General features: G+C 47.9%; 11 protein-coding genes. 8 read left to right on the top strand and 3 right to left on the bottom strand.

What is annotated here, in order from left to right:
* The first annotated feature begins 191 nt into the window (after nt 1–191).
* The 4 genes from KJS69_RS18820 (at nt 192) to KJS69_RS18805 (ending at nt 5929) form a co-directional block, all read left to right on the top strand.
* A complete protein-coding gene (locus KJS69_RS18820; RefSeq protein ID WP_213585333.1) occupies nt 192–1097 on the top strand; it encodes an NAD(P)-dependent oxidoreductase in 906 nt (301 codons plus the stop codon).
* Nucleotides 1075–2364 (top strand): AGE family epimerase/isomerase, encoded by a 1290-nt coding sequence (locus KJS69_RS18815; RefSeq protein ID WP_213585332.1) that lies wholly within the window; start codon nt 1075–1077, stop codon nt 2362–2364. Before KJS69_RS18820 ends, KJS69_RS18815 begins: the two co-directional genes overlap by 23 nt.
* 1074 nt (nt 2365–3438) lie before the next feature.
* Nucleotides 3439–4419: a hypothetical protein gene (locus KJS69_RS18810; RefSeq protein ID WP_249730608.1), complete on the top strand. Its 981-nt coding sequence runs from the start codon at nt 3439–3441 to the stop codon at nt 4417–4419.
* A gap of 427 nt (nt 4420–4846) precedes the next feature.
* The gene (locus KJS69_RS18805; RefSeq protein ID WP_213585331.1) at nt 4847–5929 is read left to right on the top strand and encodes a bifunctional 3-deoxy-7-phosphoheptulonate synthase/chorismate mutase; all 1083 of its coding nucleotides are present in this window, start codon (nt 4847–4849) and stop codon (nt 5927–5929) included.
* A gap of 174 nt (nt 5930–6103) precedes the next feature.
* On the opposite strand, the gene KJS69_RS18800 is transcribed toward KJS69_RS18805, so the two are convergent.
* A complete protein-coding gene (locus KJS69_RS18800; protein WP_213585330.1) occupies nt 6104–6511 on the bottom strand; it encodes a stalk domain-containing protein in 408 nt (135 codons plus the stop codon).
* 50 nt (nt 6512–6561) lie between these two features.
* Nucleotides 6562–6693 carry a hypothetical protein gene (locus tag KJS69_RS30020; RefSeq protein ID WP_283777476.1) on the bottom strand — a complete coding sequence of 44 codons (132 nt, stop codon included), beginning with the start codon at nt 6691–6693 and terminating at the stop codon, nt 6562–6564.
* A gap of 537 nt (nt 6694–7230) precedes the next feature.
* Here KJS69_RS30020 and KJS69_RS18795 point away from each other — a divergent pair.
* Nucleotides 7231–8940, top strand: coding sequence for a response regulator transcription factor (locus KJS69_RS18795; RefSeq protein ID WP_213585329.1), 1710 nt, complete (start codon nt 7231–7233; stop codon nt 8938–8940).
* On the opposite strand, the gene KJS69_RS18790 is transcribed toward KJS69_RS18795, so the two are convergent.
* Nucleotides 8941–9795, bottom strand: a complete 855-nt coding sequence (locus tag KJS69_RS18790; RefSeq protein WP_213585328.1) for a metallophosphoesterase family protein — start codon at nt 9793–9795, stop codon at nt 8941–8943.
* A 593-nt stretch (nt 9796–10388) separates the two neighbouring features.
* On the opposite strand from KJS69_RS18790, the gene KJS69_RS18785 reads away from it, so the two are divergent.
* The 3 genes from KJS69_RS18785 to KJS69_RS18775 all read left to right on the top strand — a co-directional run bounded on the left by KJS69_RS18785 (nt 10389) and on the right by KJS69_RS18775 (nt 13897).
* On the top strand, nt 10389–11255 hold the full coding sequence (locus KJS69_RS18785; protein WP_213585477.1) for a carbohydrate ABC transporter permease: 867 nt from the start codon (nt 10389–10391) through the stop codon (nt 11253–11255).
* 283 nt (nt 11256–11538) lie between these two features.
* The gene (locus KJS69_RS18780) at nt 11539–12396 is read left to right on the top strand and encodes a carbohydrate ABC transporter permease (protein ID WP_249730621.1); all 858 of its coding nucleotides are present in this window, start codon (nt 11539–11541) and stop codon (nt 12394–12396) included.
* Between the two features lie 127 nt (nt 12397–12523).
* A complete protein-coding gene (locus KJS69_RS18775; protein ID WP_213585327.1) occupies nt 12524–13897 on the top strand; it encodes an extracellular solute-binding protein in 1374 nt (457 codons plus the stop codon).
* Nucleotides 13898–13942: the final 45 nt, after the last annotated feature.

Here is a 13942-nt window from a genome sequence, read left to right as displayed (position 1 = left end):
CTTTAGTGCCATATATATAGGGAACGGGCGGCGTACTCTGATAGCGGGTGCGATTGCCCTTTTCTCACAATTTAAGAAAGTATAAGTTTTCACCTTATACCTGCTCTTATATTTCATCGGTAAACGCGCCTGTCCAAAGGACGGAGATAGCCGTTTATCCTTGCATACAACTAGAAGGAAGGGTTACGACTGTGAATAAGATTGGAATAATCGGACTGGGAAGAATGGGCCGGGGAATTTGTCGAAATTTAATTCTGCAAGAGTACGCCGTTACGGTTTATGATATTAATAAGGAGCAAGTGCAGCTGTTTGCCTCTGACGCTGCTATCGCGCAGGACCCGGGTGAGCTGTTGAACCGGTGTGACATTATATTTTTATCGCTGCCAAGCTCTGTTCAAGTGGAAGAGACCGTTCTGGAATTTATAGCCCAGGGAGTGGAAGGCAAATCTATTATCGATTTAAGCACGAGCTATCCGCTGTCCTCAAGACAGTTATATGACAAGGTTACCGCCGCAGGAGGCCGCTTCGCTGACGCTTCACTGACGGGAACGCCGATTCATGCCGAGCAAGGGACGCTTATCGTTACGTTCGGAGGAGATCGAGAGACATTCGAGGCTACCCGGGGGATTATCGCCAGCTTCGCTTCCCGAGGTGTTCAATACATGGGAGGGCCCGGGGCCGGAAATATCGCCAAGCTGGCCAACAACTATTTGGCCATTATGTATACTGCGCTTTATGCGGAAATTTTTCCGCTGGCCGAAAAGCTCGGTTTTGACACACAGAAGCTGTTTGAGACGATGGGGCAGAGCGGAGTGAACTGCGCGATGTATCAGAGCAACGGTTCCAAGATTGTTAACCAAACCTACGATCCGTCGTTTTCTCTCGACCTGGCACTTAAAGATATTACCTATGTGAAGAAGCTGTTCGAGGAATATTCGATGCCCTCCTTCATTCTGGACGGAGGCTTGACGCTCTTGCGTCTCGGACACCTCAAAGGTTACGGCGACAAGGATCTTTCCGAGATGGCCAGGGTCGTAAGGGAATATTTAGGCACGGAAGGAAAAGAGGGACACGATGATAATGGAGTCACTGGATAGACAGGCCTTACTAGATTTTTATACAGATCATTTACAAAATACGCTGCTGCCGTTCTGGCTTCGTTCCGTCGATTGGGAAGATGGAGGTTATTATAATTGCTATGACAATACCGGAGAAGTGCTCGTCAGTGAAGATAAATATACATGGTCCCAAGGCAGGTTCGTCTGGATGTACGCCAAGCTGGCATCTACGACAGCGGACATTTTCAACGAGGAGGAGAGGAAGCAATTTCTGAATCTGGCTCGGCATGGGGCTGAATTTTTAAAGAAGCACTGTCTGCTTGACAATGGGCACTGCACCTTTGTCATGGACAAACAAGGGAACCCTAAAGTGAATACCCCGGGCGACTCGTATGACTCAAGCATCTTTGCCGACTGCTTTGTCATCGCAGGCTTGGCCAAATATGCAGCAGAAGCGGGGGACAACGAAACTCTTGCTTTTGCACGAAAGCTATATGACTCCGTGACGGATCGCATCGACCGTAACGAGTATTATATGGCCCCTTATCCTACGCCCAAAGGATATAAATCGCATAACATTCCGATGATCCTGCTGAATGTAACCCAGGAGCTGTGGGAAGCCTCCGTGTCGTTGAAGGATACCGATACGGACAGACTTGCGGCTAATATGAAGCGGGATATGGATGAAATCACCCTTCATTTTAGGGACGATTCGGGTGTTCTCAATGAAAAGATTCTAGCGGATAACCGGCGTGAGGATACGCTGCTGGGACGGTATTGCAATCCCGGCCATGTCATTGAAGACATGTGGTTCCTCATTCACGCGGCGCAGAAGCTGAATCTGGAATCCTACATTCCCCAAGCGATTCAGACGACCCGCAAGATGGTCGAGCTGGGGTGGGATAGCGAACACGGCGGCCTGCTCCTGTTCATTGACCGCTGCGGCGGCCCTCCTGTTGGCGAGGCGCCGGCGGGTCTGGAGAATGAACCGATGGTCAAGCAAATCAGGGACAATTGGGCCAATAAATTGTGGTGGCCGCATTCCGAGGCGCTCTATACGACTCTGCTGTGCTATCGGCTCAGTGGGGACGAGCAGTTTGTATGCGATTATAAGAAAATCCACGATTACACCTTCTCCACATTTCCGAACCCGAATAAGGAAGTGGGAGAATGGATTCAAATTCGGAAGCAGAACGGCGAACCGATCGACAAGGTCGTGGCGCTGCCGGTTAAAGACCCGTATCATATCATTCGTAATGTCATCTACATTATCGAGTTGCTGCATGATATGGAAGCGTCTAAGTGATATAGAGCGATCAGAAAGGATCTGAACCGTTGAAGTGATATAAAATAATACGCAGGTCAAGTTAAGGACCTCGCTTCTCTGTCTTCCAGCACACTTAAAATGGTGCTGTATAGTGGCGGGGAGGGGGTTCTTTCTCATTTTTGAGACGGGAGGTGGATTGCTAGGAGACAGGTGATGATAGACCGGTCTTGAGGCGTGAGATGGGAAACCCGCGATTAACCTGCAAAAATACAGGTCTTTGCGGGGAGTTCGGCTGAAATCAGCTAATGACATGCAAATATGCAGTTGAATTTAGTGTTTTGGCCGATTTTTGGATTAAGGTGGTCAATGACATGCACTTTCGCACGTCATTTGGGAGAAATAGCTGAATACAGCCAAATTACCTGCATTTTTGCATTACGATTTGAGCGATTGCTTTTACAGTCAGGACTATTGGACGATTAGCCCTGTCGCGCTTCACCTATACTTCACCTACATTCCATACCATGTTTACTTCTAAACTTCACCTATATTCCATGTAACGATGGTATGGACAGATTGGCTAGATTTACAATATTCGTCTGATCTCACTAAATTCACATGTATAAAATCCAGTTTGAGCGTGAACAGGAAGTCGAGCACTGACTTCGGGGTTAAGCTGCTTCCACTACGTACTACGCTTCACTTCACGATTTCACGTCAATTACTTTGCGCTCATCATCATCGTTATTATTATTATTGTCGATAATGATATAAATAATACATCATTGGGAAGGATACACGGATGGTTCTTTCCAGCGTATAGTCCGAATATATTCATAGGGACAGCCAGTCCTCTTGTAATCTATTCTTCCCTGAAAAGTAAGCCTAGGGTATGGAGTAAATAAGGATAAATGAAATGGGTACAAGTAGCGAATCCAGGAACGAACCCAAGAACGAACCCAAGAACGAACCCAAGAACGAACCCAAGAACGAACCCAAGAATGAACCCAAGAATGAACCCAACCCAAGATTAATATAAATGTTTGCGAACTGAAAAATTAATATCATAAATGATATTAATAAGGGGGGATAATCATTTTTCTGACTTTGAGGATGAAACAAATTAAATGGCTCGTTGGTTTCATGTTACTTCTGGGAGCGGCTTTGGCCGTTTGGCTAACTCCAAGTGAAGACGCTTCGAATTTAACCGTCATGGGAGCGAAGGTAACCCCAGAATCCGCATGCTTGGAATTTACACCCATTCCAACTAATGCTTCGATTCGCTCGGAACATGAGGTGGAGCGGTATTTTCGCCCCTCCAAGCTGCCTGTTCTCAACGACAGGGTCCCCTCCTCCTTTTTTGATGCATATTATAATAAAAAAATCGATGAAATTGAACTTCCTTCCTCCCTGATGGACACTCCCGACAACACGATTCTCAACTATTTCAGCATTCTTAGAGAGGCTGAGAATCTGTGCGAAACGACCGGCGGGTGCGGAACGGTAGGAAATGCGAAGCTTCCTTATCCGGTTGCGTATCATTTTTTGACAGAGGCTTACCGGGATAGATTGCCATTCAAGGCGTATGTCCAGTCCTTCCAGGAGATCGCCCATATTAATCTCATCAAGCTGAAGCCTGTTCCCGCGGACCCGGATCGACCGAAGGAACAGCGGTATTTTATCGAGCTGGAGACGATTGAAGGTTCTTCGAAGCCGTTGACTCCCTTCGCTTATTATTACGGCTATGTTTATATTCAGAAAATCGGGGACCGTTATGAAATTTCTGATGTTGAGCTGCACGGTGAAGACTTCCTGTGCGCTGCCTATCATGGTTGGAGTCATATGGCCGAGGCCGTGGTGGACATCGAGTATGGGAATTGGTGCAAGCTGGTAAAGAAGAGAGAGCCTACCCTGCAGGAAGGCTACGTTAAACAGATCGATTTTTCCGGGACGGATGGGAAGGAGTATCGGTTTATTTTTGTTCAACTGACGAATGATACCGATGTGCTGGTCGCCCAGTATCGCCAAGATCCGCAGGGGAAATGGCAGCTGGTTCACATAGACCCTCGGAAATGCCTGAAAGAGGATCAATGACTAGCTTTGCTGCTTTAAAGCTGGTTCGCTGTTAAGCACGTATTTGCAACCTCCGAAAAACATGCATATAATAATGTGAAAATTTACATTTTTCCAATAGCTATGACGGAGAGAGTAAGCGAAACAGTCCCTACAGGGACGGAACGCCGGTAGACTGAGAGCGTTCCGGGGGTACGGTTAGCCGAAGTTCACTCCTAAGCTGACCTCTGAACGGCATTATGCCCAATAGGAGAGTTCCGGTTTCACACCGTTATCATGATCGAGAGAGAAGCTTGTGTATTGAAGCTGTCTAAATTCGGGTGGTACCACGTCGACGCGTCCCGGAGTTAGGCGGCTTTTTTAGTTTCATCTGATGTTCTAACTTGACCAATTATCGCCAATAAAGAGCTTTCTCATAAAAACAAAAAAATTAAAGGAGAGATCACCTATGAATAATCAGCAGCTCCATGCCCTTCAGGGAAAAGTTAATGAAATCGACAATGTTCTTATTCGACTATTGAACGAAAGATCTCGCTTGTTCAAGGAGCTCCCACCCGAGTCCAGCGCTCGGTCTATCCGATATGTAGAATCGGTATGGGACGAAGCGGCGAATAAAGAGCCGGATGGTTATTCATTGGATGGAAGCACGATCCGGCGCCTGCTCCAAGAAATTGTCAAGGCGACTCAAGCGCCCGCCAAGCCGTCTCGTCCCGTGCCTAGAGTAAGCCGCCAAGCCCAGAGGGAAGATACGGTCATTCGTTTCGGCGACTTGGAGCTTGGAGGGGGCAGCACCGAGCTGATCGCTGGACCGTGTTCGATCGAGTCCTATGATCAGATGCGCCAGACGGCGGAGGCTTTGCGGGAGAAGGGAGTGCGAATTATTCGAGGGGGAGCCTTCAAGCCGCGGACTTCGCCCTATGACTTCCAGGGACTCGGAATCGATGGGCTGAAGCTGATGAAGGAAGTGGCCGATGAATTTGGCCTGCTGACGATTAGCGAAGTAGTCACGCCCGCTCATTTGGAAGCCGCCGCTCCCTACCTGGACATCGTGCAGATCGGCGCCCGGAACATGCAGAATTTCGAGCTGCTTAAGGAGGCCGGAAAGATGCAAGTGCCCGTCTTGTTAAAAAGAGGGCTGGCCGCGACGCTGGAGGAATTTCTGATGGCGGCCGAATACATTGTGTCTGGCGGCAACGGAAAGGTAATGCTCATTGAAAGAGGCATTCGTACCTATGAGAAGTGGACGCGCAATACACTTGATATTTCCGCCGTGCCGATCCTGAAGCAGGAGAGTCACTTGCCGGTACTGGTCGATGTCAGTCATTCGACGGGGCGTAAAGATATATTGCTTCCATGCGCCAAGGCTGCTCTGGCCGCCGGGGCCGATGGGGTGATGGTGGAGGTCCATCCGAATCCGCCAGAGGCGCTGTCCGATTCCGAGCAGCAAATTGATCTCGAGCAGTTCAGAACCTTCGCCGATCAATTGATGGCTTCCAGCCTATGGAACCGTTCGGGCCAAACGATTTATTAACATACTTAAATTTCATCGTATTCGTATAGGAAAAGTATAGTTAGCAAAAATGCTTCCAAACAATAAAAGCCGGCCCTTTCTCACCGCACTTGTTAAATTCCGGTAAGAAAGGGCCGGTCAACTAATAAGGGGCATCTATCGCGCCACGCCGCGTGGTCATTCGGACTGAACAACCTACCGCGGCAGCTCGTCTATGTTCTCCACTCCCGACTTCGGTATAGTAGGGATAATATAGAATGGAGTTACATAGCAGGATGCCGTGGAGGCTAACCAGGTGGACAATTCCCACTGAAGCGGAGGCTTAGGAGTAATGTCGATCAGGTGTCTTCCATTGGTCTGATCGGAAGCATACTGGTAATTTACATCAGCTCCCATCGCTTCTGCAAAGCTTCGCAGGGGAATATAGGCTTTATTATTATAGTTAATGATTTCATTCTCCCCATCGATAGCGGTTACTTGACTTCCATTATGAATCGTTACCATACTGGGAAACAGCGTAGCCTGGATAGTGTTGGAGGATACGGCGGCTGTAAGCAGCACGGCCACGACACCACAGCATATTCCTGTCGTAAGCTTTTTCAAATCGCCACACTTCCTTCCTTAATCATAAATAGGTACGCTTTTCCTTTCTTTTAGTTTCGCTGTTTATTTTGCTGATCTCTCTCGTAGGCCTCCTGGGCCAAATCCCGTCCTTTAATTTTGTAATTAATGTTTAATAGAATGGCCGTATTGATTAAGAGCAGAATAACGATGATCCAGGTCATTATGTACCCCCCTTTACGTTTACTCTCGTTCTTTTAATAAATAATGGTCAATCCAGCAGCATCCTAGATCTATCCTCCGCTAAATATTTAGGCAAATCTATTATTCTTGCTAAGTAGATTGTCTCTTCTTGAATGATAGACACTTAATGACCATGGGTTGTTCCAAATGGCATTTCAATAAGTCTGATGATTTAGAGAGTCGCAACTAGTGGGGCTCTAGTTGCTAAATCTACAGGATTGGGGTGTACATTTGCACCTTAATCAGAGAATCCTCCCCACTGAATTAGTTTATCTTCGGAATAATGCCTCCCAATTAATGTCTCCTCCCGGCTTGGAAACCTTATTCAGGATTAAAGACCATTATTTCCCTCGAACGCAGTAGGAAAAAGATTACATCCCAACGAATATAATACAGCGATACCGGACGGTGGTCATTGTGGAGCAGGAAGGCAATACCACAGGACCAGCGCGAAAGCGCTCCGGAGAAGGGATGATAGTTGCGGTCACACTGCCTTAATAACGAAAGGAAGGATGAGGATGCTGAATCTGGTCATAGTTGACGATGAGGCCATTGTCCGTCATGGAATCCGTCTTTCCGTACCCTGGAAAGAGCTGAGTTTCAGCAGGGTAGAGGAAGCGTCAAGTGGGAAGGAAGTTATAGACCGTTTAGACGATTGGCAGCCCGATTTAATCATTACCGATATGATCATGCCGGACATCAATGGAATGGAGCTGATCCGGCAGGTCAAAGCCCGCAAGTCCTCCTGCAAATTTATTGTCTTAAGCTGCACCAATGATTTCGCGTATGTTAAGGAAGCCCTGCTGCTTGGGGCCTCCGATTATTTGTTGAAGATGACGATCCGGCCCGATGACCTGACGGAATGCGTTAGCAGAATCGCTAAACAAATGATAGAGGAGAAAAAGCCGAAGAGCGGAAGGCAGAGCGTCCTGACGGAGGATCACTATAAAGTGGGAAGCTTCTTTAGAGATATTCTGACCTATAAGCATGCGGCAGCTCAGATCAAAGAAATGTCCAGTCTGTACCGTCTCCGTTCGACTCTTTCCCGGTTCTCCGTGACAGTCATGCAAGTGAATTTGAAGGAGGCTTTATTTCGATTCGGCGAAGACGGCAGCTACCTGATCAGCTTCTCGCTGATCAATTTGATCGAGGACTTTATTAAAAAATATGAAGATCTGGATTTCTTCACAGTGGAGCATGACGAATATGTATTCATCATGGATAGCCGCCCGCAAGAAAGCCTGTGCGACTATGAAAACAGACTGACCCGAAGGTGGATAGAATTGGCTGGTCATATCCAGAAATATCTTAAGCTGGACGTTCGTTTTGGCATAAGCGGCCTGTGCCATTTGGAGCGTCTGTTAACAGCCTACCACAATGCGAAGAAAGCCGCAGAGTTAAACATGTTTCGCAAGGAGAGCTCGACTGTGCATAGTCGTGAATTGCCGGACTATCCGGAGGATTCGTCGGACTCGCTTGTCCAGCCGAATGCCGGCAAAGATTGTGACCTGATCGCTCTCTTTGACAGCCGTTTCCGGCAGCGGATCACGCATGCGCTTACCTATGGCAAAGAAGAGGAGGCACTGGAGACGATTGAGGAGTATTTTGCCTTGCTGCAGGAAGACCGTTGCTCCATCCGAACTGCGGAGATATGTATCGATAAAGCGGCCGCTTTAATGAGAGTGTGTGCGATGGAGCTTAACAGCTATCCGTCTGCTAAAGATGTAGGCCCGGTCGAAGAATGGGGGGCACGGGGGTTCAACCTTCATTGGAGCATCGACCGGACCAAGGACAGCCTGAAGCAGTATTGCTCTTACTTGCTGGACCGCAAGCGGAGGCTGATGGATACGGGGAGAAGAAGAGTCATCGTGGAAATTCAAAGCTACTTATCCGTGAACTATGCCAACAAAATTACACTGGAGCAAACAGCCAAGCATTTTCATATGAATAAAAATTATTTATCCCAGCTTTTCAAGCTGGAAACCGGCATCAATTTCACCCGTTATTTGAATGGAATCCGGGTGGACAGGGCTAAGCAGCTAATCATGCAGACCTCAGATACGGTATCCGAAATATCAGATAAGATAGGCTTTAGCGATTTCCGTTATTTCAGCCGGGTATTCAAGCAGCACACCGGCCTGAGTCCAATGGAATTCAAGCACTCCATGAACGATAAGGGGCAAGATCGAGAGAGCCATTCGAAAGTGCGGGATAGTCAGTTTATATAGTTATAGCCCGATTACGGCGCTGGAATCTGTCAGAGAAATCGTCAGGTTCCAATCCCGAGACTGGCCGAGCGCTTCCGTCATAGGGTGGAAGTAGACCATTTGCAACCCTAGCGACTCAGCTTGCTCCAGCATCTGATCATCTATAAGGCGGACGAGTTGGATCTGGATTAGGCCGTCCTTGATTTCTACCAGACGGTAGCCCGGAATATCGAGACAAGCGGCCGTCTGAATAAAGTGCCACTGGTCTCGGCGACAGATTGAATTTTGATGGTTATGGCCATTGAAGTAGAAGCCGTAACCCTTTTTTTTCTTTAAAATACTCCAGATATCAACCTTGGGATGAACGGACAGCTTATCCTGAGTCGAACGGGAGGTCGTATCGTATACAGGATGGTGAGCAAAGACAAGCACAGGCTTGCTCGCAGATTCGATGATCTTCGCATCCAGCCAATCGAGCTGCTCGGAGTCGAGGAACCCTCCCCAATCCCGCGGGTTCATTTCTCTTGCCGTATCTACAATTAACAGCACCGCTTCATCTGTATCGACAGAATAATATCGTTCCTGCCTTGTATAGGTCCGAATTTCTGATTTGGGCAGCGAATAAGCGTCGTGGTTGCCGATGACATGGACCAGCTTATTTCCCGGCGAGCAATCCTTCCATAACTCCATTATCCCGGACAGTTCTTCGGGGACCCCTTCGTTCGTAAGATCTCCCAATGAAATGTAGACATCCGCACGGCTTAGTGCGAATTGCCGAAGCATTCCGCTGTAGAACCGGTCCCGGATGCGAATCAGCTCGGGTGTGCCATGATGTAATCGCGGATAATGCAGATCACCCAATAACGCCAGTTTCATTCGATCAACCTCCCTGAAGATAATGTAGGTCATAGTAAAGCCTTTTTCTACCTTATGTTTAGACTACCTGGAATCTGTTAGAGATAAATCAACATCGGGTAAACTTTTCGTTAAGATCGCCTTAGCTGATTTTTATCCACCCCTAACTGAAAATGCTCCACTTTTATTGGTTAATGGGATAAATGATTAAGATGTATTATCATAATTATCTGAAAATTGTGCAAAATTAAGTGATTCTATGACATTGGCGTTAGCCGTTGGCAGTTGTAGTATTTTTGGTGATACCTTATTTCTGTGAACCAGGGAGGTGGTAGCGGCGACGGAGGTGGCGGTAGCTTGGAATGCAGACACAGTAGTCCATGCTTTCTCTGTCAGGCTGCCTTTGGAGGAAAGGATAATGGAGTCAGACGGTTGGAGCGTAGCCCGCCAAACAGTTGGGGCATGCCCACACCAAACTGGGTTTGTAAGTAAATAAAGTGGAATTTCGACATCGGAGGAGGGATCTTGACTTGCCCTTAAAAACCGGAGTGGATATCGATCGACCGCGAGTACCTGTGCGACGCCGCAAACGATTCCTTACCCGCAACGACTGGATGGGTTATTTGTTTAGCACCCCTTTGATTATCGGAGTGCTGGCGTTCGCCATATATCCCATGTTTGCCGCCCTGTATATGAGCTTCCTCCAGACCGGCGGATCCGCGATGTCCGGCACATGGGTTGGTGCGAGCAATTACGAGTATGTTATGAAGGATCCGATTTTCTGGCAGTCTTTATACAACACGTTCTATATGGGCATATTCTCAGTTATTCTTGGAATTGGTTTATCCTTTATCCTCGCAAGCTTGATCAATAGTCTGAAATGGGATCTGGGTAAAAACTTTTTTAAAGGCGTTTATTTTCTTCCCAACGTTGTCTCGGCTGTTGCCACCAGCTTGTTATTCTCCTTTCTGTTTTATCCGGCTAAAGAAGGATTGCTGAACTTCGTTGTCGGTTGGTTCAATATCGAGCCGGTCGGCTGGTTCACCGATCCCCGATATTCCCGGTTCAGCATCGTGCTGATGAGTTTATGGGGAGCTCTTGGCTACAATACGATCATTTTCCTCGCCGGCCTGCAAAGCGTTCCCCGGGATCTGTATGAAGCGGCGGAGGTGGATGGAGCGGGAGGGCTGAAGCGGTGGTACTACATCACAATTCCGTATCTGAGGCCGATTTTTGTTTTCATGCTGATTATGGGAACGATCGGCGGAATGAAGAGATTTACCGATGTATGGTTAATCGGAGGCACCGCAGGCAATCCGGGCGGCAGCTTAATGACCGCAGTTCTGTACATTTACCGTAATGCTTTCCTCGCTTCCCAGATGGGAGTGGCGACGGCAGCTTCCTATTTACTGTTCATTATCATTTTGATTTTGACTATCTTCATGATGCTGATGAATCGGAGGAAGAACAGCATCGACTAAACCGTCCCTGTTATTGAAGCCCGTTAGAAGCTTCTCAAGAGCGTAAAAGAGCGGGATTCCACAAAATTATATTGCGCCTGTTCCCGTAACCATAAGGACCGAATATAATGGTAAACGCTTACTTTGGAGGGGAGAAGCTTGTCGCAGACGATTAAAGCTATTTATTTTTATTGACCATTCGGGGGGCGAGTCCATGAGAAGTCGAATGGCAGTTAAAGTAGAAACTTCTTAAGGGGGGAGAGCATTGTCCCAAACCAACACCCTGCAGCCGCAATCACCATTGGTGCAGCCCGAAGTCGGCAGTCGACGAAGAAGGGAAACCGCGACACAGACCTTCCTTTTCATCCTTCTTTTTCTTGGCTCTTTTGTTATGATCATTCCATTTTTATGGATGCTGATCACAAGCTTTGACTGGGGGGCCCGTCTAAACATTACTTTCCCTCCGAAGATTTGGCCGGAAGAGCCGTCCTTGAAGACGTATGAAGCGGCTTTTACCAACATTCCAATGGGCAGGTATATATTGAACTCGGTTCTGGTCAGCGCCGGAGTTATTTTTGTAAGTGCTATGTCCGCGCTGCTGTCGGGTTATTCCTTGTCCAAAATCCGTTTCAAAGGAGCGAACATCGTCTTGCTGCTGGCATTAAGCACAATGATGATCCCGTTCGAGATGACGATGATCCCGCAGTATCTGTTATTCAGCAAAATCGGGCTGATTGATACGTATTGGGCATTCTACCTGCCCGCTATGAACTATGCGTTCGGTACGTTCCTGGCGAAGGCGTTCATCGATCAATTGCCATCCAGCTTAAGGGAAGCAGGGGTCATTGATGGAGCCAGCGAATTCTCGGTTTTTTGGAAAATTTATTTTCCTTTATGCACTCCCATTATCGCAACGATGATCATTTTGCTTTTTCTCGGAGTGTGGAACGATATGCTGTGGCCGCTGCTTGCGCTCAAAACTCCAGATAAATATACAATCCAGATCGGGTTGGCCATGTTCACCTATAACAACGGCATCAACCAACAGCCGTCCATTATTATGGCGGCAACTACAGTGAGCCTTATTCCGGTCGTTGTCGTCTACTTGTTCCTGCAGCGCTACATTATTGAAAGTATTGCATTGACGGGAATTAAACAATAGCATTTCCGCGGGCGCGGCAAATGGTTCTAAATGGAGAGAGATCCCGTGGCTTAGCAAGAAGCGGATCGTCCCTTCAGCAAAATTTATGCTTTCAACCGGAGTTCATAAAAAAGGAAGGGGTTATTCCATGAAAAAAATCGTGTTAATCCTGCTTTCCATCCTTATGGCGGTTTCGATCGCCGCATGTTCCTCGGGTTCTGGCGGAAGCGACTACGGGGATGTCAGCAAAGTTTCCGATATGAAGGGCACCGTTCGGGTAGCACTGGCCGGTTGGAGTCTGGACAATGGTCTCGATGCCCAGACCGGGAAAAAGACGGTAGGACTCAATCAATACTTGAAGCAAACCTTTAACAAGATGTATCCAAACATCAAGCTGGAGATTTATCAAATTCCATGGGAGAATGCCAAGGCCAAGCAGACGGCCATGCTGATGTCCAAGGATGTGGATATTCTCTATTCGGGAGGAGCTTTCGCCTCTCAATGGTATAATGAAGGGCTGCTGCGCGATATTGACGATTTGATTGCCAAGGATAGCAGCTTTGATCCGAGCATCTATTTGGAGGGAATCTGGAATAATTCTTACAGTACCAAGTCTCCGGACGGGTCCAAGCAATTCGGAATTCCCGCCATATTGGGACGCAGGCTGATCGTCTTTGATAAACAGCTATTTGAGGATTGGGGCGTCGAGCCGATTTCCGAGAAGCCGACACCGGAAGAAATATTGGAGAAGGCCAAGAAGATGACCGGCAAAAATCCGAAGACCGGCGAAGATAACTATGGATTGTATTGGAGCGGAAATTCGCTCAACGGCTCTACCTTCGTAGCTCTGACGCTGGCCTTTAACGCCCCGGGGGCGGAAGGAAATCTGACCGATTTGAAGGGGATCAAGTGGAAGCTGAATACTCCGGAAATGGTTAAGGTGATGGAGTGGCTCAAGGAAGCCGCCAAGCTGCCTCCGGCCGGATTCGTCAACGCGCAGGGAGCGGAGAATTTCGGGAGGGAGAAGAATGTCATCGCCATCGGAATTGACCAGACCGGCGGTTCCACGATGAGTGAATACCGCTCGAATAACAATAAAGAGCTATTGGATCGGTTTGAATCCCGTATGAATATGGGGCCTAAAGGGGAAGGCTGGGTCGCAGTCGACCCGTTCGTCATGGCCAAGGATGCCAAGGACGTGGATGCTGCTTGGGAGGCGATGAAGTTTTTGTCGAGCTATCAGACTCAGAAGTATCTCTATGAGAATTTCTCCAATACACCTACTTTGAAAAATGCCGACTTCGTCGATAAGGAGGATAAATTTATCCAGACGGCTTTGCAAATTGCGGAAGTCGGGCACTCGGAGCTGATGGACGAAGCCAATCCATTCTTTATGAGCGACATTGTTCCTGCGGTCAACGGCTTTATCAGTAAAGCGGCAACAGGCAATGCGCCAGACATCCAGCCATTTCTGGATGATCTTCAGAAGCGGGCAGAGAACTGGTCCGCTAATTTGAAGTAAGCCAGCTCTGTTGGGAAGCTAGCGGGCAGACTGAGGGAAGCTAGC

It is taken from the genome of Paenibacillus sp. J2TS4, from assembly GCF_018403245.1.
In the GTDB taxonomy this organism is placed as follows: domain Bacteria; phylum Bacillota; class Bacilli; order Paenibacillales; family NBRC-103111; genus Paenibacillus_L.
Note: the sequence above shows the minus strand (reverse complement) of the source record. Positions and strands in the feature narration are given on the sequence as shown.

Excerpts from the sequence above, each read along its gene's own strand:
- KJS69_RS18815 (WP_213585332.1), top strand. The coding sequence starts at position 1,075 with ATGATAATGGAGTCACTGGATAGACAGGCCTTACTAGATTTTTATACA.
- KJS69_RS18810 (WP_249730608.1), top strand. The coding sequence starts at position 3,439 with ATGAAACAAATTAAATGGCTCGTTGGTTTCATGTTACTTCTGGGAGCG.
- KJS69_RS18805 (WP_213585331.1), top strand. The coding sequence starts at position 4,847 with ATGAATAATCAGCAGCTCCATGCCCTTCAGGGAAAAGTTAATGAAATC.
- KJS69_RS30020 (WP_283777476.1), bottom strand. The coding sequence starts at position 6,693 with ATGACCTGGATCATCGTTATTCTGCTCTTAATCAATACGGCCATTCTA.
- KJS69_RS18795 (WP_213585329.1), top strand. The coding sequence starts at position 7,231 with ATGCTGAATCTGGTCATAGTTGACGATGAGGCCATTGTCCGTCATGGA.
- KJS69_RS18790 (WP_213585328.1), bottom strand. The coding sequence starts at position 9,795 with ATGAAACTGGCGTTATTGGGTGATCTGCATTATCCGCGATTACATCAT.
- KJS69_RS18785 (WP_213585477.1), top strand. The coding sequence starts at position 10,389 with ATGGGTTATTTGTTTAGCACCCCTTTGATTATCGGAGTGCTGGCGTTC.
- KJS69_RS18775 (WP_213585327.1), top strand. The coding sequence starts at position 12,524 with ATGAAAAAAATCGTGTTAATCCTGCTTTCCATCCTTATGGCGGTTTCG.